This window comes from Kitasatospora sp. NPDC090091, from assembly GCF_044747365.1.
Lineage (GTDB): Bacteria > Actinomycetota > Actinomycetes > Streptomycetales > Streptomycetaceae > Kitasatospora.
This window is the reverse complement of sequence record NZ_JBIVDY010000005.1, coordinates 338090-359404: the sequence shown is the minus strand read 5'-3', so window position 1 is coordinate 359404 and position 21315 is coordinate 338090. Positions and strand designations below refer to the sequence as shown.

24 protein-coding genes are annotated in these 21315 nt (G+C 74.2%); 15 read left to right on the top strand and 9 right to left on the bottom strand.

Annotated features, from left to right (window positions below):
• The first annotated feature begins 72 nt into the window (after positions 1 to 72).
• The 4 genes from ACIPSC_RS11465 (at position 73) to ACIPSC_RS11450 (ending at position 3745) form a co-directional block, all read left to right on the top strand.
• Entirely contained in the window at positions 73 to 1029 is a 957-nt protein-coding gene (locus ACIPSC_RS11465; protein WP_400824829.1) for an ABC transporter ATP-binding protein, read from the top strand.
• Positions 1026 to 1748, top strand: a complete 723-nt coding sequence (locus ACIPSC_RS11460; protein ID WP_400824827.1) for an ABC transporter permease — start codon at positions 1026 to 1028, stop codon at positions 1746 to 1748. The genes ACIPSC_RS11465 and ACIPSC_RS11460 overlap by 4 nt, the downstream gene beginning before the upstream one ends.
• Before the next feature lie 8 nt (positions 1749 to 1756).
• A complete protein-coding gene (locus ACIPSC_RS11455) occupies positions 1757 to 3007 on the top strand; it encodes a sensor histidine kinase (RefSeq protein WP_400824826.1) in 1251 nt (416 codons plus the stop codon).
• 99 nt (positions 3008 to 3106) lie between these two features.
• Entirely contained in the window at positions 3107 to 3745 is a 639-nt protein-coding gene (locus ACIPSC_RS11450) for a response regulator (RefSeq protein ID WP_400824824.1), read from the top strand.
• 9 nt (positions 3746 to 3754) lie between these two features.
• Here the strand turns inward: ACIPSC_RS11450 and ACIPSC_RS11445 are convergent, their stop codons facing one another.
• Positions 3755 to 4627 (bottom strand): transglutaminase family protein, encoded by an 873-nt coding sequence (locus tag ACIPSC_RS11445; protein WP_400824822.1) that lies wholly within the window; start codon positions 4625 to 4627, stop codon positions 3755 to 3757.
• Between the two features lie 56 nt (positions 4628 to 4683).
• Positions 4684 to 5658, bottom strand: coding sequence for a GNAT family N-acetyltransferase (locus ACIPSC_RS11440; protein ID WP_400824820.1), 975 nt, complete (start codon positions 5656 to 5658; stop codon positions 4684 to 4686).
• 200 nt (positions 5659 to 5858) lie between these two features.
• On the opposite strand from ACIPSC_RS11440, the gene fdxA reads away from it, so the two are divergent.
• Entirely contained in the window at positions 5859 to 6185 is a 327-nt protein-coding gene (gene fdxA / locus ACIPSC_RS11435; protein WP_238950001.1) for a ferredoxin, read from the top strand.
• A 22-nt stretch (positions 6186 to 6207) separates the two neighbouring features.
• On the top strand, positions 6208 to 7368 hold the full coding sequence (gene dapC / locus ACIPSC_RS11430) for a succinyldiaminopimelate transaminase (RefSeq protein WP_400824819.1): 1161 nt from the start codon (positions 6208 to 6210) through the stop codon (positions 7366 to 7368).
• A gap of 113 nt (positions 7369 to 7481) precedes the next feature.
• Here the strand turns inward: dapC and ACIPSC_RS11425 are convergent, their stop codons facing one another.
• Both ACIPSC_RS11425 and ACIPSC_RS11420 read right to left on the bottom strand, forming a co-directional pair.
• Positions 7482 to 8258, bottom strand: a complete 777-nt coding sequence (locus ACIPSC_RS11425; protein WP_400824818.1) for a hypothetical protein — start codon at positions 8256 to 8258, stop codon at positions 7482 to 7484.
• A gap of 280 nt (positions 8259 to 8538) precedes the next feature.
• Complete coding sequence (locus ACIPSC_RS11420; protein ID WP_400824816.1) at positions 8539 to 9555, bottom strand: hypothetical protein; 1017 nt, start codon at positions 9553 to 9555, stop codon at positions 8539 to 8541.
• Positions 9556 to 9698: 143 nt separating this feature from the next.
• Here ACIPSC_RS11420 and dapE point away from each other — a divergent pair, with 143 nt between their 5' ends.
• Positions 9699 to 10772: a succinyl-diaminopimelate desuccinylase gene (dapE, locus tag ACIPSC_RS11415; RefSeq protein WP_400824815.1), complete on the top strand. Its 1074-nt coding sequence runs from the start codon at positions 9699 to 9701 to the stop codon at positions 10770 to 10772.
• 123 nt (positions 10773 to 10895) lie between these two features.
• Complete coding sequence (locus ACIPSC_RS11410) at positions 10896 to 11705, top strand: TIGR00730 family Rossman fold protein (protein WP_400824813.1); 810 nt, start codon at positions 10896 to 10898, stop codon at positions 11703 to 11705.
• 66 nt (positions 11706 to 11771) lie between these two features.
• Here the strand turns inward: ACIPSC_RS11410 and folP are convergent, their stop codons facing one another.
• The gene (gene folP / locus ACIPSC_RS11405) at positions 11772 to 12584 is read right to left on the bottom strand and encodes a dihydropteroate synthase (RefSeq protein ID WP_400824994.1); all 813 of its coding nucleotides are present in this window, start codon (positions 12582 to 12584) and stop codon (positions 11772 to 11774) included.
• 157 nt (positions 12585 to 12741) lie between these two features.
• On the opposite strand from folP, the gene ACIPSC_RS11400 reads away from it, so the two are divergent.
• Positions 12742 to 13182, top strand: coding sequence for a DivIVA domain-containing protein (locus ACIPSC_RS11400; RefSeq protein ID WP_400824812.1), 441 nt, complete (start codon positions 12742 to 12744; stop codon positions 13180 to 13182).
• A complete protein-coding gene (locus ACIPSC_RS11395; protein WP_400824811.1) occupies positions 13179 to 13760 on the top strand; it encodes a DNA-3-methyladenine glycosylase I in 582 nt (193 codons plus the stop codon). The genes ACIPSC_RS11400 and ACIPSC_RS11395 overlap by 4 nt, the downstream gene beginning before the upstream one ends.
• Here the strand turns inward: ACIPSC_RS11395 and ACIPSC_RS11390 are convergent.
• Positions 13757 to 14557, bottom strand: coding sequence for an enoyl-CoA hydratase-related protein (locus ACIPSC_RS11390; RefSeq protein WP_400824809.1), 801 nt, complete (start codon positions 14555 to 14557; stop codon positions 13757 to 13759). The genes ACIPSC_RS11395 and ACIPSC_RS11390 overlap by 4 nt on opposite strands.
• Positions 14558 to 14856: 299 nt before the next feature.
• On the opposite strand from ACIPSC_RS11390, the gene ACIPSC_RS11385 reads away from it, so the two are divergent.
• On the top strand, positions 14857 to 15024 hold the full coding sequence (locus ACIPSC_RS11385; RefSeq protein ID WP_014137929.1) for a DUF3117 domain-containing protein: 168 nt from the start codon (positions 14857 to 14859) through the stop codon (positions 15022 to 15024).
• A 160-nt stretch (positions 15025 to 15184) separates the two neighbouring features.
• On the opposite strand, the gene ACIPSC_RS11380 is transcribed toward ACIPSC_RS11385, so the two are convergent.
• Complete coding sequence (locus tag ACIPSC_RS11380) at positions 15185 to 15817, bottom strand: O-methyltransferase (protein ID WP_238950323.1); 633 nt, start codon at positions 15815 to 15817, stop codon at positions 15185 to 15187.
• Positions 15818 to 16148: 331 nt separating this feature from the next.
• Here ACIPSC_RS11380 and sigE point away from each other — a divergent pair, with 331 nt between their 5' ends.
• From sigE to ACIPSC_RS11360, 4 genes are all read left to right on the top strand, one after another.
• Positions 16149 to 16895 carry an RNA polymerase sigma factor SigE gene (sigE, locus tag ACIPSC_RS11375; RefSeq protein WP_400824991.1) on the top strand — a complete coding sequence of 249 codons (747 nt, stop codon included), beginning with the start codon at positions 16149 to 16151 and terminating at the stop codon, positions 16893 to 16895.
• Positions 16892 to 17959 carry an anti-sigma factor family protein gene (locus tag ACIPSC_RS11370; RefSeq protein WP_400824808.1) on the top strand — a complete coding sequence of 356 codons (1068 nt, stop codon included), beginning with the start codon at positions 16892 to 16894 and terminating at the stop codon, positions 17957 to 17959. The genes sigE and ACIPSC_RS11370 overlap by 4 nt, the downstream gene beginning before the upstream one ends.
• A gap of 130 nt (positions 17960 to 18089) precedes the next feature.
• A complete protein-coding gene (locus ACIPSC_RS11365) occupies positions 18090 to 18539 on the top strand; it encodes a sec-independent translocase (protein WP_400824807.1) in 450 nt (149 codons plus the stop codon).
• A 199-nt stretch (positions 18540 to 18738) separates the two neighbouring features.
• Complete coding sequence (locus ACIPSC_RS11360) at positions 18739 to 19413, top strand: hypothetical protein (RefSeq protein WP_400824806.1); 675 nt, start codon at positions 18739 to 18741, stop codon at positions 19411 to 19413.
• Positions 19414 to 19484: 71 nt separating this feature from the next.
• Here ACIPSC_RS11360 and ACIPSC_RS11355 read toward each other — a convergent pair whose 3' ends face one another.
• The gene (locus tag ACIPSC_RS11355; protein ID WP_313765407.1) at positions 19485 to 20645 is read right to left on the bottom strand and encodes an Mrp/NBP35 family ATP-binding protein; all 1161 of its coding nucleotides are present in this window, start codon (positions 20643 to 20645) and stop codon (positions 19485 to 19487) included.
• Between the two features lie 56 nt (positions 20646 to 20701).
• A complete protein-coding gene (locus ACIPSC_RS11350) occupies positions 20702 to 21286 on the bottom strand; it encodes a DUF1003 domain-containing protein (protein WP_400824989.1) in 585 nt (194 codons plus the stop codon).
• Positions 21287 to 21315: the final 29 nt, after the last annotated feature.

Sequence of the window (21315 nt, the reverse complement as noted above, 5' to 3'; positions counted from 1 at the left end):
TGACGCCGCGGCCCCCGCGCACGGGACTCTGAGGTGGTGCGAAGGACACCACCAGAGGAGAGGACCGGGACGATGGGCACCGAGGTAGCCGCCTTCCGGAACGTCAGCAAGAGCTACGGGCGGGTGCGCGCGGTCGACGGCCTCGACCTCGTCCTGCGGCCGGGCGAGACGGTGGCCCTGCTGGGCCCGAACGGCGCCGGCAAGTCCAGCAGCCTGGACCTGCTGCTCGGGCTGCGCGAGCCCGACCACGGCACCGTCGAGCTGTTCGGCGGCACCCCGCGGGCCGCGATCGCCGCCGGCCGGGTCGGCGCGATGCTGCAGAGCGGCGGGCTGATGGCCGACGTCAAGGTCCGCGAACTGGTCCGGCTGGCCTGCGACGTGCACCCGCGCGGCCGGGCGGTCGGCGAGGTGCTCGCCGACGCCGGGATCACCGAGCTGGCCGAGCGCCGGGTCGACCGGCTCTCCGGCGGCCAGGAGCAGCGGGTGCGGTTCGCCCTGGCGATCGCCGGCGCCAACGACCTGATCGTCCTGGACGAGCCCACCACCGGCATGGACGTCTCCGTCCGCAAGGCCTTCTGGGCGAGCATGCGGGCCCAGGCCGACGCCGGGCGCACGGTGCTGTTCGCCACCCACTACCTGGAGGAGGCGGACTCGATCGCCGACCGGGTGCTCGTGCTGCACCGGGGCCGGCTGATCGCCGACGGCTCGTCGGCCGAGATCAAGGCGAAGGCCGGGGCGCGCCGGATCACCTTCGAACTGCACGACGCCGACGGCCGGTTCGACGAGTCGGCGCTGCGCTCCCTGCCCGGTGTGCTGGCGCTGGACGTCAGCGCCCGGGTGCCCGGGGTGCGGACGGTCCGGATCCGGACCGCGGACGCCGACGCGGGCGTCGCCGGGCTCTACCGCGCGGGGCTGTACCCGCGCGGCCTGGAGGTCACCGGGCTCGGCCTGGAGCAGGCCTTCCTGACCATCACCGGCGAGCAGGACGCCGCCGACAGCAGCGAGTTCGCGACGGAGGCCGCGCGATGACCACCCTGATCCGCCTGGAGATCCTGCGCACCCTGCGCAACCGGAAGTACCTGCTCTTCACCGTCCTCTACCCGGCGCTGATGTACGTCTTCTTCATCAACGCCTACGGCACCGGCGAGCCGGCCGGCGGCCTCCCGGTGAAGACCTACTTCATGGTCTCGATGGCCACGTTCGGCGCCGTCGGGTCGGTGCTGACCGGCAGTGCGCAGCGGATCGCGCTGGAGCGCAGCAGCGGGTGGACCCGCCAGCTGCGGCTGACCGCGCTGCCCGGCCGGGCCTACACCGTGGCGAAGATCGCCGCCGGCGCGGTGACCACGCTGCCCGCGATCCTGGTGGTCTTCGCGGTCGGCGCCTCCCAGGGCGTGGAGCTGGAGGCGGGCCAGTGGGCCGGCCTGGTGGCGGCGCTCTGGCTGGGCAGCTTCGTCTTCGCGGCGCTCGGGGTGGCGCTCGGCTACGCGGCGGCGCCGGACTCGGTGCAGACCATCGTGATGATCACCTACATGGCGCTGGCACTGTTCGGCGGGACGTGGTTCCCGGTGAGCGGCACACTGGAGACCTTCGCCCGGTTCAACCCGGTGTACCTCTACAACAAGCTGGCCACCTTCACCCGGCCCGGCCACACGCTCGACCTGGGTGCCGTCGCGGGTCTGGCGGCCTTCCTGGTGGTCTTCGTCGCTGCCGCCGCCGTGCTGTACCGCCGGGACACCCGGCAGGCATGATGGCCACCATGCCCGAAACGCCCCACGCCCACCGGTCCGACGAACATCCGGAGGTGGGCGTGGCGCGTACGTCGTTCATGACCATCCCGGGCTCCCCGGTGGAGACCAGGCGCCAACTGATGGTCAAGGTCAGCTGGATGCTGCTCTGGATGGTCTACCTGCTCTACCCGGTGGGCGACCTGCTGCACGGCGGCCACGGCACCGCCGCCACCGTGGTCGGCTGGATCGCGCTGACCGGGTTCGTGGCCGGCTACGTCAGTCTGGTGGTGATCCGCTCCCAGGCCGGGGCGGCGCCGATGGCGGGCCGGGTCGTGGTCGCGGCGCTGGTGCTGACCGCGGTGGTCGCCGCCTTCACCCTGGGCACGGCCTGGCTCACGCTGTTCACCTACGCCTCGGTGGCCGTCGCGATCATCTCGCCGGTGCGCTACGCGCTCGCCGGGGTGGGCGGCATGGCCGGCCTCACCGTCGTGGTCGGGCTGCTCAGCCACGCCGACCGCGGCGACATTCCGACTATCGCGCTCACCGCCTTCCTGTCCGGCGTCGCGATGACCGGGCTGCAGCGGCTGGTCGCCACCATGCGGGAGCTGCGCGAGGCCCGGGCCGCCGTCGCCCACCTGGCCGCCTCCGAGGAGCGGCTGCGGCTCGCCCGGGACCTGCACGACCTGCTGGGGCACTCGCTGTCGCTGATCACGCTGAAGAGCGAGCTGGCCGGGCGGTTCATGGACGCCGGCAAGGACGAGGCGGCGCGGGCGCAGGTGGCCGACATCGAGAACGTGGCCCGGCAGTCGCTGATCGACGTGCGGGAGGCCGTGACCGGGTTCCGCCGGCCCACGCTGCCGGTCGAACTGGCCGCCGCCCGGACGGCGCTGGCGGCCGCGCAGGTCGGCCTGGAGACGGCGCCGGAGCTGGTCGAGGCCTGGCCCGGGCTGGCCACCGAGGAGGCGGGTGCGCTGGCCTGGGCGCTGCGCGAGGCCGTCACCAACATCGTCCGGCACGGCGACGGCGCCACCCTCTGCACCGTGCGGGCGGACGAGACCTGGGAGGGCGACGGCGAGCGGTTCGCCGTCCTGGAGATCACCGACAACGGCAAGGGGCCGGGCAAGTCCGCCCCGGGGAACGGGCTCTCCGGTCTGGACGAGCGGCTGGCGCTGGTCGGCGGCCGGCTGGAGACCGGCCCCGGCGAGCGAGGGAAGGGCTTCCGGCTGCGGGCGCTGGTCCCGCTGCGGACCGTCCCGGCCCCGGCGGCCCCGGCCGGCTGAGGCCGCCCGGGGCGTCCCGGGGCCGGGCCGAGCCCCACCGGGCGTCCCCCGGGGCCGGGCCGAGCCCCACCGGGCAGACACGCCATAGGGTCTGACCCCATGAGTGAGATTCGGAACGACGGTGCCCCTGCCTCCGTGCGCGTGCTGCTCGCGGAGGACCAGGGGATGGTCCGGGAGGCGCTGGCCGCGCTGCTCGGGCTGGAGGGGGACATCGACGTCGTCGCGCAGGTCGGCCGGGGCGACGAGGTGGTCGCCGCGGCGATCGCCCACGACGTTCAGGTCGCCGTGCTCGACATCGAGATGCCCGGGATGACCGGCATCGAGGCGGCGGCGCTGCTGCGCAAGGAGCGGCCGCAGACCAGGGTGGTGATCGCGACCACCTTCGGCCGCCCCGGCTACCTGCGGCGGGCGATGGAGTCCGGCGCGGATGCCTTCCTGGTGAAGGACGCCCCGGCCGCCGAGCTGGCCGAGGCGATCCGCCGGGTGCTGCGCGGCGAGCGGGTGATCGACCCGGCGCTGGCCGCCGCGGCACTCGCCGAGGGCGCCAACCCGCTGACCGCCCGGGAGCGGGACGTGCTGGCGGCCGCCGCGGACGGCGCGGTGAACGCGGACATCGCCCGCCGGCTGCACCTCTCCGAGGGGACGGTGCGCAACTACCTCTCGATGGCGATCCAGAAGACCGAGGCCCGCAACCGCACCGAGGCGGTCCGGATCGCCCGGGAGAAGGGCTGGTTGTGAGCCGGCGGGTCAGTTGAGCCGGTGCCGGGCCGCCCGGGCGTCCAGCCGGACCTTGGCCGCGGCGTCCGGGTCGAAGGCGTCCAGGATCTCCGCGTAGGCGTCCATCTCGGCCGAGCCGCCCAGGAAGTCGCCGGTGCGCACCAGCAGTTCGGCCCGCTCCAGGCGCAGCTGGGCGGGGTGGCGGGGGAGCAGCAGGGCGAGCTCGGCGGCCCAGAGCTGGGTGCGGGCGTGCTCGGGGCGGTCGGCGGCCCAGGCGCGGATGTTGCCGAGCACCCGCAGCACGATGTCCAGCGGCTGGGCGGGGGTGAGCAGCTGGGGCGTGAACTCCTGCCCGGCCGAGCGGACCAGGCGGGCCGCGTCCTCGGGGTCGAGCAGCCGCCCGCCGTGGAACGGGTCGGCCAGGACGTACTCGTCGCCGCCGCCCGGGCCGCCGATCGCGACGATGAAGTGGCCGGGCAGGGCGATGCCGTGCACGGTGAGCCCGGCCCGCCGGCCGACGGCCGTCCAGACCAGCGAGAGCATGATCGGCAGCCCGCGCCGCCGCCGCAGCACCTCCGGCAGCAGCGAGGACTCCAGGCGCCGGTAGTCGGACTGCCGCCCGTGGAACCGTTCCCGCCCGCCCAGGACGGCGGCCAGCAGCGCGGCGGTCTCCTCCGGCCCGGCCGGCGCGCGTTCGGCGACGGCCCGCCGGACGGCGGCGGCGTGCCGGTCCAGGGCGGCCTCGCAGGCGGCCAGCAGGGCCTCCGGGGTGGGCGCCTCGCCGAGGTCGTCCGAGTCCGGGAGGGTGGGGTGCTCGGCGGCGGCGAGCAGGCAGAGCAGCACCGGATCGGGGTGCTCGGCCCGGGCCTCGGTCCGGAAGCGTGCTCTGCTCTGCTCGGTCACGGTGGCGGCGACGGCTTTCGTACGGGCGGACGGAGGGGCTGCTGGGCGGGTGCGCGCTACGCCTCGGGGAGGCGGGCGTAGTGGTAAGTGTGACTGGTCTCGAAGCCCATTCCGTCATAGAGCGCGATCGCACCGTCGTTCTCCGCCTCGACCTGCAGGTAGGCGCCGGTCGCGCCCTCCTCGGCGGCCCGGGCGGCGAGCACCGCCATCACCGCGGTGGCCAGGCCCCGGCGACGCGCCCACGGCGCCACCTCGACGGCGCCGAAGCAGGCCCAGGGGCCGTCGATGACGCAGCGTCCGACGGCAAGGACCGGCGGGGTGCCGTCGCCTTCGGTCTCGCAGCCGTAGGTGTCGTGGACGGTCGCGAACCAGACCGAGGGACCGCCGTGCAGCACCGTGCGGGCGGCCTCCTCGACCGCCGGCTCGCCGGTGACCCGCCGGTACAGTGACGTCCAGTCGGGCCCGGCGGTCCGCGCCAGCCGGACCCGGTCCCGGGCTTCCTTGGCCCCGATCCGGCTCAGCGGCGCCAGTTCGGCCACCCGGACCAGGGTCGGCGCGTACGCGGCGCCCAGCCGGTCCAGCTCGGCCCGCAGGTCCTCCGGCGCGCCGGGCGTGACGACCTCGACCCAGGCCGGCAGTCCGCGCGCCGCGTACCAGCGCCGTACAGCGGCCAGCGCCTCGGGCAGCGGCAGCCCGGGGTCGCCCAGTGCCTGCACCGAGTTGGCCCGCCGGGTGAAGCCGGCGGAGGCGCGCAGCGTCCACTCGCCGAGCGGCTCCTGCTCGACGGCGGGCCAGCCGCGCGCGGCGATCCGCTGCAGCTCCACCGGCGACACGCCCGGCAGCGGGGCACGCCGGGCCGGGAAGTGCGGCACCACCTTGCCCGCGACCAGCAGCCTTTCGTCGAAGGAGACCGGACCGCCGTTGCGCGGCTCGACGGTCAGCCCGTGATCGTCCCACGATGTGAGTACGCCGATCACATCGCGGAACACGGGGCGGCCGTCCGAGAACTCCGCGACACGCCGAACGGACACGCGTCGTCCCACGTCAGAGCGGTCTATCCGGACCTCAGGACGGTCCTGGACCGGTCCGTCGACGACCATCTGGCCACCTCCTGTGCATTTGCGGTCTCCGACCCGCGATACTAGGGGCGGGCATCGACGACGCCGCGCTCACCCGCGCACGCGAGCAAAACAGAATGGGCCGCCGAGCCCTTCCGAGGAGGAACGACAGCGTGACCTACGTCATCGCGCAGCCTTGTGTCGACGTCAAGGACAAGGCGTGCATCGAAGAGTGCCCGGTTGACTGCATCTACGAGGGCGAGCGATCGCTCTACATCCACCCGGATGAGTGTGTCGACTGTGGCGCTTGCGAGCCGGTCTGCCCGGTCGAGGCGATCTTCTACGAGGACGACACTCCCGAGGAGTGGAAGGACTACTACAAGGCGAACGTCGAGTTCTTCGACGACCTCGGTTCGCCCGGTGGTGCCTCGAAGCTCGGCCTGATCGAGCGCGACCACCCGTTCATCGCCGCTCTGCCGCCGCAGAACGCCGGCCACTGACCCGATCGGTGGCAACTGAGCTGTGAGCACCAAGAACAGCACGCACGCGCCGTTCCCGGGCCATCCGGGAGCGGCGCGCCGCGTTTCCGACCTCCTGCCGGTCTTCCCCTGGGACAAGCTGGAGCCGTACAAGCGCACCGCCCTCGCCCACCCGGGCGGGCTCTGCGACTTCTCCGTGGGCACTCCGGTCGACCCGGTGCCGGAGGTGATCCAGAAGGCGCTGTCCGCCGCCACCGACACGCCCGGCTACCCGACGGTCTGGGGCCCGGTGGAGCTGCGCGAGGCGGTCGCCGGCTGGCTGCACCGCCGGGTCGGCGCCGAGATCGGCCCGCAGGCCGTCCTGCCGACCGTCGGCTCCAAGGAGCTGGTGGCTTGGCTGCCGACCCAGCTCGGCCTCGGCCCCGGCGACCAGGTCGCCTACCCGCGCCTCGCCTACCCGACCTACGAGGTGGGCGCCCGGCTCTGCGGGGCCGAGGCGGTCGAGTACGACTCGGTGGACGAGCTGGACGGCTCCAGGGTCCGCCTGCTCTGGGTCAACTCGCCGTCCAACCCCACCGGCCGGGTGCTCGGCAAGGACGAGCTGCGCCGCGCGGTGGAGTGGGCGCGGGAGCACCGGGTGCTGCTGGTCAGCGACGAGTGCTACCTGGAGCTGGGCTGGGACGCCGACCCGGTCTCCGTCCTGCACCCGGACGTCTGCGGGTCCGCCGCCGGCGGCGGGTCGCACGAGGGCCTGCTGGCCGTCCACTCGCTCTCCAAGCGCTCCAACCTGGCCGGCTACCGCGCCTCCTTCGTGGCGGGCGACCCGGTGGTGATCCGGGAGCTGCTGGAGGTGCGCAAGCACAGCGGCATGATCGTCCCGGCGCCCGTCCAGGCGGCGACGGTCGCGGCGCTCGGGGACGACGCGCACGTGGCCGAGCAGCGTGCGCGCTACGCGGCCCGGCGCTCGGCGCTGCGGGCGGCGCTGGAGGCGTACGGCTTCCGGATCGAGCACTCGGAGGCGAGCCTCTACCTGTGGGCGACCCAGGACCGGCCGTGCTGGGAGACGGTGGCCGAACTGGCGGAGCTGGGCATCCTGGTGGCGCCCGGTGACTTCTACGGTCCGGCCGGCGGCCGCTTCGTCCGGGTCGCGTTCACCGCGACAGACGAGCGGGTCGCGGCGGCCGTGGAGCGGCTGCGCGGCTGAGCACGTACGAAAACGGGAGGGGCCGGTGTCCAGCAGGACACCGGCCCCTCCCGTCGTCACCGGGCGCCGCCGGGATCAGTGCGGACCGGCGGGGTCCGGCGGGATCGGCGGGATCAGCCGATCGGCAGGCCGCCCAGGCCGCCGCCGCCGATCGCGCCGAGCAGGCCGGTGATCGGGCTGAGGCCGGAGAGCGGGGAGTTCGGGCCGAGGTCCGCGCCGCCCAGGCGGTTGGCCGAGCCGTGCTCGGCGAGGCCCAGCACGTCGGCGCCGGGCACCGCGGAGGTGGCCTCGGCGGGCAGCGCACGCTGCAGCGCGCCGAGCGGCAGCGCGTCGGTCAGGGCGTTGGCGCCGGGGACGGCGCCGGTGAGCGCGCCGGTGCCGGGCAGGCCCTGGGTCAGTCCGGCGGTCTGGGAGAGCCCGCCGACCGGGTTGGCGCCCGCGCCCGCGCTGCGGCCGGTCGGGGCCTGGCTGCCGGTGACGGCCTCGCCGACCTTGCCGGCCAGCGCGGCGGCGACCTTCGGGGTGAGGTAGGAGAGCTGGCCGGTGGTGGCGGCGGTCTTGTCGACCGGCGCGGTCAGCGAGCCGGCCTTCTCGTTCGCCTCGGGGAGCTGGTGGGCGACGATGTTGCCGGTGGCGTCGGCGGTGGCCGGCACGCCCGCGGCGACGGTGGCGGCACCGGTGTCGCCGGCGGCCCGGCCCAGCTCGTGGGTGGTGTGCTGGAGGGTGGAACCCGCGTCGGTGTTGGTCAGCTGGCCCAGCGGGGCCGCCAGGTCGGACTTGGGCAGCAGGGCGTCGGCGGCGGACGCGGAGCCGGCCGCGACCAGCGGGGTCGCGCCGGCCGCCACGAGCAGCGCGGCCTGGGCGATCCGGCGCGTGAGGGGGTGAGACATGGGGCTCCTCGAAGGGTCTTGGGTCCGTCCCGTCCGCCGGGCGGACGACGTCATTACCGCTTGAGAAGCCAGAAGGTTTCGGCCGGTGCAAGGAATGGACCTGACCGACGATCGGATCGTATGGCCGCCGTCATCGGCCCGGAGGGACCCCGCCGGACCGGTCGGACGCCGGGTGGGCCAAGGGCAGTGACGGTTCTGCGCCCGGTCGGTGGCGGCCGGCCCGGCGTCCACCGGGGTTGACCGGTTTCACCCGTTCAGCGGCAACCCGGACACCAGTGCGTCAGCTCTTGCCGGGCGCGGCCAGGGTGACCAGCACCAGCTTGGTCGAGGTTCCGGTCGGCTGCGGCTTCCAGCCGTCCTCGGACTTGCCCTTGCGCCAGATCTTCCCGTCGTAGGCGACCGTCTCGATGCCGAGCTTCTGGGCCTGCGTCACCGCCCAGTGCGCCACCTCCCAGCCGTTCTGGCGCTCCGCCTCCGGGCCGGCGTCGGTGCTGGCGGCCGGGTCCGGGGTGAGCGAGACGGCGTTCTCGGCGCCCTTGATGGTGGAGCTGTAGCCGGCGGCCGGGGTGACCGTCCGCCCGAACTCGCGGCGCACCCGGTCGGTGAGCACCTGCGTCCGGTCCGGCCCGGCGGCGGGGGAGGCGGAGGGCGCCGCGGAGGCGCTCGGCGAGGCGGCGTCCTCGTCCGACTCGGGGGCGGCGAAGTCGTGCACCACGCAGTTGAGCGAGGCGGCCTCGCGGCCGGTGAGCGCGGAGGCCAGCAGCGTCGCCTTGGTCTCGTGCTTGGCGTACGCCTGCGGGTAGCCGCTCTTCTGCACCTGCTGGGCCGCGTCGGTCAGCGGCAGCCGGGTGTAGCCGGGCACCTTGACCAGGCCGTCCAGGAACTTGTTGGTCGCGTAGACCGGGTCCTGGATCTGCTCCACCGTGCCCCAGCCCTGCGAGGGCCGCTGCTGGAACAGCCCGACCGAGTCGCGGTCGCCGCCGGACAGGTTGCGGATCTTGGACTCCTGCATCGCCGTCGCCAGCGAGATCGTCACCGCCCGGTCGGGCAGGCCGCGCGCGTGCGCCACGGCGGCGATCGTCGCGGCGTTGGCCGCCTGCGGGACCTCCAGCGTCCCCTCGCCGGCCGGGGTCTTCACCGAGCACCCCTCGGGCGTCAGCTTCTGGTCGCGCAGCCAGAACAGGCCGGCCGCGACCGCCGCGAGCACCAGCAGGCCGATCAGCACCACACGCAGCGGCCGACGGCGCCGCCGGGGCGCCGCGTCGCCGTTCCGCCTGCCGCTCTTCCTCCTGGCCACCGCCGCCCCTCTCCACCGATCACCTGAACCGACACCGTACCCACTCGGACGGATGTGCGGGGCCGTAGGTTGCCGTCCCGGTGTCACAGCGCTGCCACAGCGGGGGCGCGGCGGGCCGGGGCGCCGGGACTACGCTGGCGACCATGAGCAGCCCGAAGACGCCCCTGGACCTCACCCTCGACGGCGGTGCGCTGACCGCCGCCCTGGTCGACTTCCCGTCGGTCAGCGGCGACGAGCAGGCGCTGGCCGACGCCGTGGAGGCCGCCCTGCGCGGCTACCCGCACCTCACCGTGGACCGGTACGGCAACAACGTGGTCGCCCGGACCGGCCTCGGCCGCGGCGAGCGCGTCCTGCTCGCCGGGCACCTGGACACCGTGCCGATCGCCGACAACCTGCCCTCCTACGTCGAGGGCGACCTGCTCTACGGCTGCGGCACCTCCGACATGAAGTCCGGCGTCGCCGTGCAGCTGCGGCTGGCCGCCACCCTGACCGAGCCCAACCGCGACCTCACCTTCGTCTTCTACGACTGCGAGGAGGTGGAGGCCCACCGCAACGGCCTCGGCCACCTCGCGGCCGCGCACCCGGACTGGCTGGCCGCCGACTTCGCGGTGCTGATGGAGCCCAGCGGCGCCGCCGTCGAGGGCGGCTGCCAGGGCACCATGCGGGTGCAGGTCCGGCTGACCGGCGTGCGCGCCCACGCGGCCCGCAGCTGGCTCGGCGACAACGCCATCCACCACGCCGCCGAGGTGCTCACCCGGCTCGCCGACTACCGGCCGCGCCGGGTGGAGATCGACGGCCTGGAGTACCGCGAAGGCCTCAACGCGGTCCGGATCGACGGCGGCGTGGCCGGCAACGTCATCCCCGACGAGTGCGTGGTGACGGTCAACTTCCGCTACGCGCCGGACCGCAGCGAGGCGGACGCCGAGAAGCACCTGCGCGAGGTCTTCGACGGCTTCGAGGTGGCCGTCACCGACTCCGCCCCGGGCGCGCTGCCCGGCCTCGGCCAGCCCGCCGCGCAGGCCTTCCTGGCCGCCACCGGCGGCGTCGCCCGGGCCAAGTTCGGCTGGACCGACGTGGCCCGCTTCAGTGCGCTCGGCGTCCCGGCGGTCAACTACGGCCCGGGCGATCCGAACCTCGCGCACAAGCGGGAGGAGCACTGCTCGCTCTCCGCGATCGCGGAGACCGAGGAGCGGCTGCGGGCCTGGCTCACCGCCTGACCTCCGACCGCGGGCGACCGGACGGGCGGCCGGACGGGCGGCGGCCGAACGCCACCTTCCGGTTGCCCAACCGACCTCCCACCGTTGCCTGAAAACGGGGATCAACGGGCGTAGGGTTTCGTCATGACAGGCACTGGAGACGAGAAGCACTACGGTCACGGTCCCGAGCGGGTGGGCGAGCCGCGCCCGAAGAAGGCGTGGCCCGAGAAGCAGAAGGGCCCGGTGCTGGTACGCCGGGACCAGGTCGGCGAGAGCACGACGGACCAGCGCCTGCTGGACACCACCGGCCCGACCGACTGGCTGCACACCGATCCGTGGCGGGTGCTGCGGATCACCTCCGAGTTCGTCGAGGGATTCGGCGCGCTGGCCGAACTCCCGCCCGCGATCAGCGTCTTCGGCTCCGCCCGGACACCGGTCGACTCGCCCGAGTACGCGGCCGGCGTGGCCATCGGCCGCGCTCTGGCCGAGGCCGGCTACGCGGTGATCACCGGGGGCGGCCCCGGCGCGATGGAGGCCGCCAACCGCGGCGCCTCGGACGCCGGGGGCCTCAGCGTCGGCCTCGGCATCGAGCTGCCCTTCGAACAGGGGCTCAACGAGTTCGTCGACCTCGGGCTGAACTTCCGTTACTTCTTCGTCCGCAAGACGATGTTCGTGAAGTACGCGCAGGGCTTCGTGGTGCTGCCCGGCGGCCTCGGGACGCTGGACGAGCTGTTCGAGGCGCTCACCCTGGTGCAGACGAAGAAGGTCACCCGCTTCCCGGTGATCCTCTTCGGCAGCGAGTACTGGGGCGGGCTCTTCGACTGGCTGAAGAACACCCTCGTCGCGCAGGGCAAGGCCGCCCCGCACGACCTGGAGCTCTTCCACATCACCGACGAGATCGACGAGGTCCTGAAGATCCTCGCCGACGCCCGCCGCCCGGTGAACGGGCTCTAGGACCGAGGTGTCAGGAGCCGGGAGCTCCGGAACCGGGGACCGGGATCCGGGGCCACGGCCCGGGTCTCAAGCCAGCCCCCGGCGGGCCACCGCCGGGGGGCGGGTGCCCCGGATCGAGGCGACCATGTCCAGCACCTGCCGGGTCTCCGCCACCTGGTGCACCCGGTAGACCTGCGCGCCCAGCCAGGCCGAGACCGCCGTGGTCGCCAGCGTGCCCAGCAGTCGCTCGTCGACCGGCTTGTCGAGCGTCTCGCCGACGAAGTCCTTGTTGGAGAGCGAGACCAGCACCGGGAAGCCGGTCGCGGTCATCTCCGGCAGCCGCCGGGTCGCCTCCAGCGAGTGCCGGGTGTTCTTGCCGAAGTCGTGCCCCGGGTCGATGATCACCGAGTCCCGCCGCACGCCCAGCTCCACCGCGCGCTCGGCCAGCCCGACGGTCACCCGCAGGATGTCCGCCATCACGTCCTCGTAGCCGACCCGGTGCGGGCGGGTGCGCGGCTCGGCGCCGCCCGCGTGCGTGCAGACCAGGCCGGCGCCGTACCGGGCGGCGACCTCGGCGAGCTTCGGGTCCACCCCGCCCCAGGCGTCGTTCAGCAGGTCCGCACCCACCTCGCAGACCGCCTCGCCGACCTCGTGCCGCCAGGTGTCCACGCTGATCACGGCCTCGGGGTGGCGCTTGCGCAGCTCCGCCACGAACGGCACCGTACGCCGCAGCTCCTCCTCGACCGTGACCTCGTCGCCCGGCCCGGCCTTCACCCCGCCGATGTCCAGGATCGCGGCGCCCTCGGCCATCGCCCGGTCGGCGGCGGTGAACGCGGCCTCGTCGGCGAACGTGGCGCCCTTGTCGAAGAACGAGTCCGGGGTGCGGTTGACGATCGCCATGATCACCAGCTCGTCGTCACCGAATTCCCGTGGTCCCAGGCGCAGTGCCACCGATGTCTCCTCCACAGCTGCTGCGGGTGCGATGATGGCCCCCGGCCTCTCGGGAACCATGATCCCACCAGGACGGGGGCCGGCCGGGAGTTCGGGAGGACCGCACGTGTTCTGGGTGATCGTGGTGGCGATGGCCGTGGTGGTCGGCGGCGCCGCACTGGTGGCGCTCGGCGGGGGCGGTTCGCTGCCGGAGGCGGAGCAGGACCGGATCGCCGTGCGGCTGCCGCAGGACCGTCCGCTGAGCCACGACGACGTCGCCGACATCAGGCTGCCGATGGCCCTGCGCGGCTACCGGATGGAAGAGGTGGACGACGTCCTGGACCGGCTGGGCGCGGAACTGGCCTACCGGGACGCCCGGATCGCCGAGCTGGAGGCCCTCGCCGCGGTGCGCGGCGCCGTCGAGGCCACCGGCCGCCCGGGCGCCGGCGCCGAGCCGCTGCCCGGCCTGGAGGAGTTCGCCAAGGTGGTCGAGCCCGCCGTCAACCTGGGCAAGGGCGCCGAGCCGGCCGCCGGCCCGGAGGACGCCAAGCCGGGCGAGGGCCGGTGAGCGGGGCCGTGGTCGGCCCGGACGGCCTGCGCCGCTGCGCCTGGGGCGACTCGACGGACGACTACCGGGTCTACCACGACACCGAGTGGGGCCGGCCGGTCCACGGGGACGACGCGCTGTTCGAGCGGGTCTGCCTGGAGGCCTTCCAATCCGGGCTGTCCTGGATCACCATCCTGCGCCGCCGTGAGGGCTTCCGGTCCGCGTTCGCCGGCTTCGAGATCGCGAAGGTCGCCGAGTTCGGCCCGGACGACGTCGAGCGGCTGCTCGGCGACGCCGGCATCATCCGCAACCGGGCCAAGATCGAGGCGTCGATCGCCAACGCCAGGGTCGCGCGCGACCTCGACGGCGGCCTGGACGCCCTGATCTGGCAGTTCGCCGGTGACCCGGACCGGCCGGCCCCCCGCAGCCTGGACGAGGTGCCGGCCGTCACGCCCGAGTCGACGGCGCTGGCCAAGGCGCTGAAGAAGGCGGGCTTCCGCTTCGTCGGCCCGACCACCGCCTACGCGCTGATGCAGGCCTGCGGGCTGGTCGACGACCACCTCGCCGACTGCCACGCCCGCGGCCCGCAGGGTCGCTAGCGCCCCAGGTACTTCGGCTTCTCCTTGGCGATGAAGGCGCGGACCGCGATCCGGTGGTCCTCGCTCGCACCGGCCAGGGTCTGCAGCTCGTCCTCCTTGTCGAGCAGCTCGTCCAGCGTGTGCCCGGCGCCGTACGCCAGCGACTCCTTGATCGCCCCGTACGCCACCGTCGGGCCCTCGGCCAGCTCCTTGGCGAAGACCCGGGCGGTGGCGGCGAGCTCGGCCGCCGGGACCACCTTGGTGGCCAGGCCCAGCTCCATCGCCTCGGTCGACTTCACCGTGCGCGGCAGCATCAGCAGCTCGGTCGCCTTGGCGTGCCCGACCAGCCGGGGCAGCGTCCAGGACGCGCCCGAGTCGGCGGTCAGCGCGATCCCGGCGAACGCGGTGTTGAAGCCCGCCGTGTCGGCGATGATCCGGAAGTCGCAGGCGAAGGCCAGCGAGGCGCCCGCACCGGCCGCCACGCCGCCGACCGCCGCCACCGTCGGCTTGCGCATCCCGGCCAGCGCACGCAGCAGCGGGTTGTAGTGCTCGGCGACGGTCTTCAGCGCGCCCTCGCCGGTCTCCTCGGCCCGCTTGAGCATGCCGAGGTGCTCCTTGAGGTCCTGTCCGACGCAGAACGCCCGGTCGCCGGCGCCGGTCAGCAGCACCGCCCGCACCGCCCGGTCCTCGGCCGCTGCGGCCACGGTGTCCCGCAGTGCCACCTTGGTCGCGGTGTCCAGCGCGTTCATCGCCTCCGGACGGTTGATGGTGATGACGGCCAGGCCGCCGTCCAGCTCGTACAGCACGGAATCGGACATGGGCGAGGGGACTCCCTTGTGATCGTCGACGGGTCGGTCGTGTGTCAGGATGCCGGAGCGTGCGGCCGCGTGGGGAGTGTGAGGTATCGCACCTTCCGGTGGCGTACGGACCGCCGCCGCGCCGGGGCTTATGCCGGGAAATGCCCCGCTTGGGATGGTTCCGGCCCTGGTTGCACCGAGAGTGATGTTGGTCATCAGGCGGTGGCATGCGGGATAATGGCTTCCGATCAATGCGTTCGATACCGGCGGTGGACGGACTGCCGGTGCGTAGCTGAGCGGTTGCAGGAAGGGGAACGAGCATGGCGGCCATGAAGCCGCGGACGGGTGACGGCCCGCTCGAAGTCACCAAAGAGGGGCGGGGCATCATCATGCGCGTTCCGCTCGAAGGCGGCGGACGCCTCGTGGTGGAGCTCACGCCTGACGAGGCCGACGCCCTCGGCGAGGCCCTGAAGAAGGCCTGCGGCTGACCGCAGCGGGTGCTCGCCATCTCCTGGAGATGTGCTGCCGGGCCCGGGTACGACGATTCGTCGACCCGGGCTCTGTGGTTCCCGGGCCCCGAACCGGCCCACAGCCGCCTCCCGGGCGGCCCGCCGGTGCCGCCCGCCCGTCCCCGCCGCGCGCCGGGCGTCAGCGCTTGACCGCGCAGAGCAGCCCGTCCGAGACCGGCAGCAGGGCCGGCAGCAGCGCCTCGCTCTCCCGGACGTCCCGGACCAGGTCGCGCACCGCGTGCGTCTGCGGGTCCTGCAGCTCGGGCTCGGCCAGCCGGCCCTCCTGGAAGACCCCTTCGAAGCAGACCATCCCGCCCGGCCGCAGCAGCCGCAGCGACTCCGCCAGGTACTCCCGGGACTCCGCCGGATCGCCGTCGCAGAACACCAGGTCGTACTGGCCGTCCGCGAGCCGGGGCAGCACCTCCAGCGCCCGGCCCGGTATGAACCGGGACCGGTTGGCCGCGAACCCGGCCGCCTGGTAGGCCTCGCGCGCCAGCTGCTGGCGCACCGGCTCGGAGTCCACGGTGGTGAGCACGCCGTCCGGCCGCATCCCGCGCAGCAGGTAGACGCCGGAGACGCCCGTGCCGGTGCCGATCTCGGCGACCGCCTTGGCGTCCAGCGCCGCCGCGAGCAGCCGCAGACAGGCGCCGCCGCTCGGCCCGATCGCCCTGATGCCGGTCCGCGCGGACTGCGCCCGGGCGTAGGTCAGCACCGCGTCCTCCCCGACGTAGGTGTCGGCGAGGGCCGCGCGTGCGGGCCCGAACTCGCTGATGGCTGCCTCTTTCGGAGCCCCGGGTGGCGGCCCGGCGCGGAGCGTGGTCGATGCGGATGTCGATATTTCCTGCCACAGATTACTGGCCGCCCGGGAACCGCGTACGGCGGCGGGCCGTTGCTGGAGAAGGGACCCGGTGAAGGCGACGCCTCCCGGGCCGGACCCCGGGGCTTGACAACCGGGGCACTTTTATCCGGGCTTGACGGGTGAGGTGGATATGGTGGTGGCCCTGCTGGGCAGAAGAGCCGACCGAGGAGGTGTGGCCGAGGGCGACGTCCCCGTGCGGCGGCATCCCCGCGGCACCGCGTCGGCCCGTACGCCGAAGCCCGTGATGAACCAGCCTGCGCACTCCCCCCTGGACCTGCCGGCCGCCGCGACGCCGGCCGCCGGTACCGCCGAGGCCCCCGCCGCTCTCGCGAGCTTCGCCGAGGGCCCCGACGCGCAGACCTGGACTCCGCCCACCTGGGAGGAGATCGTCGAGGCTCACAGCGCCCGCGTCTACCGCCTGGCCTACCGCCTGACGGGCAACCAGCACGACGCCGAGGATCTCACCCAGGAGGTCTTCGTCCGGGTGTTCCGCTCGCTGTCCACCTACACCCCCGGCACGTTCGAGGGCTGGCTGCACCGGATCACCACCAATCTCTTCCTGGACATGGTCCGCCGACGCCAGCGCATCCGCTTCGACGCGCTCGGCGAGGACGCGGCCGAGCGCCTGGCCAGCCGCGAGCCCAGCCCGGCCCAGCACTTCAGCGACACCCACTTCGACGCCGACGTCCAGCAGGCGCTGGACACCCTCGCCCCCGAGTTCCGGGCCGCCGTGGTGCTCTGCGACATCGAGGGTCTCTCCTACGAGGAGATCGCCGCCACGCTCGGCGTCAAGCTCGGCACCGTCCGCAGCCGGATCCACCGCGGCCGTTCGCACCTGCGCGCCGCGCTCAAGCACCGCGCGCCCGGCGCGGCCCCCGGCCGTGAGCGCCGGGGCGGCTCCGCGGAACCGGAGCCGGAGCCGGTGCCGGTCGGCGCCGTGGCCGGGGAGGCCCCGGGCTCCCCGGGCGGGCGCGGACGGAGGCGATCGTGAGCGGAACCGGCCGATCGGGGCCGGGCGGGCCGGAGGCGGGCGGCCGGGCCGCCACCCGCCGGAGCGGCTGGGCCCAGCTGGGCCGCCGCAACCACGACGGTCCCGAGACGCCCCTACCGCCCGCCGACGCGCTGCCGGGCACGCCCGCACTGCGTGCGGTCGCCGTACGCCCCACCGAGCCCGCCGACGAGCACCACCTGGGTGAGCGGCTCTCCGCCTTCGTCGACGGCGAGCTCGGCCACAACTCGCGCGACCGCGTCCAGGCGCACCTGGCCACCTGTCCGCAGTGCCTCGCCGAGGCCGACGAGGGCCGCGCCGTCAAGCACCTGCTGACCCGCACCGACACGCCCGGCCCGTCCTCGTCGCTGATGGCCCGGCTGATGGCCGTCGGCGCCCTGGACGAGGAGGACCGGCCGGGGGCCGCCGACCGGCCCCGCCGCGACGACGACGACCTGCCCGGCGGCGGCCTCCCGGCCGCGTGGGGCTCCCCCCGGCCGGAGGCCGGCGGTGGCACGCTCGGCGGCAGCCGGCTGAACGGCGGCTCCTTCGGCCGCGGTGCCGGCGCCTCCTTCGGCGGCGGTGCGCTCGGCGCCGACGCGCCGGTGCCCGGGGTCGATCCGCGTGCATTCGGGCGCGGCGGGTCCGTACTGCGTCCGCTGATGGGGCGGCGCGCCGCCCGCCCCGAGCAGTCCGTCCGCCCGGAGCAGTCCGTGCGGCCCCAGGCCGCGGCGGCTTCCGCCGGTCCCGCGGTGCTGCGGCCGGCACCGCCGCGCGGCCGCCGGTTCGTCTTCGCCGCCGCCGGGGCCTTCTCGGTGGCCGCGGTGACGCTCGGCGGGGTCGGTGGCCTCAGCACGCAGAGCGAGGACCAGCACGGCGGCACGTCGGTGAGCCCGGTCGGTGACACCGGCCGCAGCGGCGGCGGGCCGGTCCCGATGACCGCGAAGGTGCCGGTCGACCTCCCGGTCCGCCCGGTGTCGGCCAACCGCGAGGCGACCCCGCCGTACGCGCTGCCGGACCGCACCCCCAGCTCCGGCCTCGCCGGACTGCACCACGAGAACCGCTAGGTCACCCGGGGCTCCCAGGGCGCGGCCATCGGCGGGTCTTCACCACGGCTTCATCACAGTGTGGGCCGCGGACCCGCCGGTGGCCATTACGCTGGTAGGAACTGTTGCCCGACGAGCTTAGGGAGCTTAGTTGTTCAGCGACGTAGGCTCACTGGAGATCCTGACCCTGGTCATCATGGCCATCGTGATCTTCGGTCCGGACAAGCTGCCGAAGCTGATCCAGGACACCATGGGCTTCATCCGGAAGATCCGGTCCTTCGCCGACAACGCGAAGGAGGACATCCGCAGCGAGCTGGGCCCCGAGTTCAAGGACTTCGAGTTCGAGGACCTCCACCCCAAGACCTTCGTCCGCAAGCAGCTCATGGGCGACAACGAGGACCCGCTGGGCCTCAAGGACATGCGGGAGAGCCTCGACATCCGCTCGGTGCTGGACGACAAGCCGGCCCCGGCGGTGAACGGCCACGGCCGTGCCGGCACGGTCAGCATGGACAAGTCCACCGTCCCCGCCCCGGCTGCGGCCGGCGCCGGGGCCCCGCTCGGCCCGGGTGAGCGCCCCCCGTTCGACCCCGACGCGACGTAGGTCGCGGCGACACCACCGCCCCGCTCGGCCGCACGGCTGAGCGGGGCGGCGGCGTGTGCGCCGCTATTGTGCTGATTGTTCCCGCTGTGCCGTCAGTCACTTCCGGCCCGTTCCGGACCGAAGACGCCGCCGGGAACGCCGCGGTACGCCACCATGGGAGCTCGCCGCGGCAGGATACGTGCGTTGAGGAGGCCCGGGGATGGACGCGACGAGTCATGCGGTGGGGACGGCGACGGCCGGTGGCCGGGTGGTCGGCGGCCAGGCCGGTCCGGCGGACCCGCTGGTGCCCTACCTGACCGCGGACTTCCCCTGGTACGGCCTGGACGACGGCTGGACCGGCCGCCGCTACCTGATGCAGGCCGGCGCCGGCGGCCCGCGCGCCGGGGCGTCCGGCAGCGTCGACTACGGCACGCTGGGCCACGGCGAGGAGCCGGCCAGACAGTACGAGCCGCGCGACACGCGGAAGTTCGCCGTGGTCGTCACGGTCGCCCGCCGGGACAGCCGCCGCAGCGCCGACAACACCGGCACCCTGGAGGCGACCTCCGCCTCCTCCGCGGCCTGGTTGGCCGGCTCGGGCCTGCTCGCCGCGACCTGGCCGGGCCAGCTGGACCGCGCGCTGCGCCAGGACTGGCTGGACCAGCAGAGCTCCCTCGCCTGGGACCTCGCCGACGACCTCGAAGGCCCCGGCTGGTCCACCCTCAGCCTCCCGGTGAACGGGCTGCCGCAGCCGTTCCGCTACCGCGAGTCCGAGTACGGCTGGGTGCTCGCCGGCGAGGCCCCGGGCGTCCTGCTCGGCGCCTTCGGCCGCGGCGTGAGCGCCTACGGCACCGGCTTCGCCACCGTCCCCGACCTCACCGCCTACACCCGCCCGTAGGCCCTGCCCGGGCCGCCCCCGGACAGCCGGAAGGGGCCGGACGCCGAACGCGTCCGGCCCCTTCCGCCGTCCTAGAACTTGTTCTTCGGGGTGAGCCCCAGCGAGAGGCCGGAGAGGCCGCGCTGGCGGCCGCCGAGCTTGCCGGCGACGGCGCGCAGGGCGGCGCCGGCCGGGGAGTCGGGCGCGGCGAGCACGACCGGGCGGCCGTCGTCGCCGCCCTCGCGCAGGCGGACGTCGATCGGGATCGAGCCGAGCACCGGCACGGTGGCGCCGACGGTCCGGGTGAGCGCGTCCGCGACGGTCTGGCCGCCGCCGGTGCCGAACACGTCGATCATCTCGTCGCAGTGCGGGCAGGGCATGCCGGACATGTTCTCGATCACGCCGACGATCTTCTGGTGGGTCTGCACCGCGATGGTGCCGGCCCGCTCGGCCACCTCGGCGGCGGCCATCTGCGGGGTGGTGACGATCAGGATCTCCGCGTTCGGGACCAGCTGGGCCACCGAGATCGCGATGTCACCGGTGCCGGGCGGCAGGTCCAGCAGCAGGACGTCCAGGTCGCCCCACCAGACGTCGGCCAGGAACTGCTGCAGCGCGCGGTGCAGCATCGGGCCGCGCCAGACCACCGGGGCGTTGCCCGGGGTGAACATGCCGATCGAGATGACCTTCACGCCGTTCGCCTGCGGCGGCATGATCATGTCCTGGACCTGGGTGGGCCGGCCCTCGACGCCCAGCATCCGCGGCACGCTGTGGCCGTAGATGTCGGCGTCCACCACGGCCACCTTCAGGCCGTCCGCGGCCATCGCGGCCGCCAGGTTCACCGTCACCGAGGACTTGCCGACGCCGCCCTTGCCGGAGGCGACCGCGTAGACGCGGGTCAGCGTGCCGGGCTTGGCGAACGGGATCTCCCGCTCGGGGGCGCCGCCGCGCAGCAGCTGGGAGAGCTCCTTGCGCTGCTCGTCGCTCATCACGTCGAGCTCCACCTCGACCCCGGTCACGCCCGGCACCCGGCCGACCGCCTCGCGGACCCGGGTGACGATGGTGTCGCGCATCGGGCAGCCGGAGACGGTCAGGTAGACCGCGACGCGCACCGCGCCGTCCTCGGCGATCTCGACCGATTTCACCATGCCGATCTCGGTGATCGGGCGGTTGATCTCCGGGTCGTTGACGGTCGCCAGCGCCTGGCGCACGGACTCCTCCGTGACGCCGGCCGCAACCTCTGTCTCGTTGGCCATGCCTTGATGGTACGGCGCCGGACGGACCGCTTAACCGGTCGGTAGCGTGCTGCCGGTCACAGCAACTCGGAGGACTCCCGGCGGTCCTCGATCTCCTTGAGCAGTGACTGGAGTTCGGAGCGGATGAAGTCGCGGGTGGCGACCTCGCCGAGGCCCTGCCGCAGTGCGGCCACCTCGCGGGTCAGGTACTCGGTGTCGGCGATGTTCCGGTCGCTGCGGGCGCGGTCCTGCTCCATGTTGACGCGGTCCCGGTTGTCCTGGCGGTTCTGCGCCAGCAGGATCAGCGGCGCCGCGTACGAGGCCTGCAGCGAGAGCATCAGGGTGAGGAAGATGAACGGGTAGTCGTCGAAGCGGACGGTGTCCGGCAGCAGGGTGTTCCACCCCACCCAGACGATGACCACCACCGTCATCCAGACGATGAACCGCCCGGTGCCGAGGAAGCGCGCGATCCGCTCGGAGAGCTGGCCGAAGGCCTCCGGGTCGTAGGTGGGCAGCGTGATCAGGCCGGGCCGGGTGGTACGCGGCTGGTCGAGGCGGGACCGGCCGGGCCCGCCGGAGGGCGTCTCGGAGCGCCGCTCGCGGACGCCCTCGCGCGAGCGCAGCTCGCGCAGCTGCCGCAGCTCCCGGAGTTCGCCGTGCAGGCGCTGGCGGAGGCTGTCGTCGCGGCGGC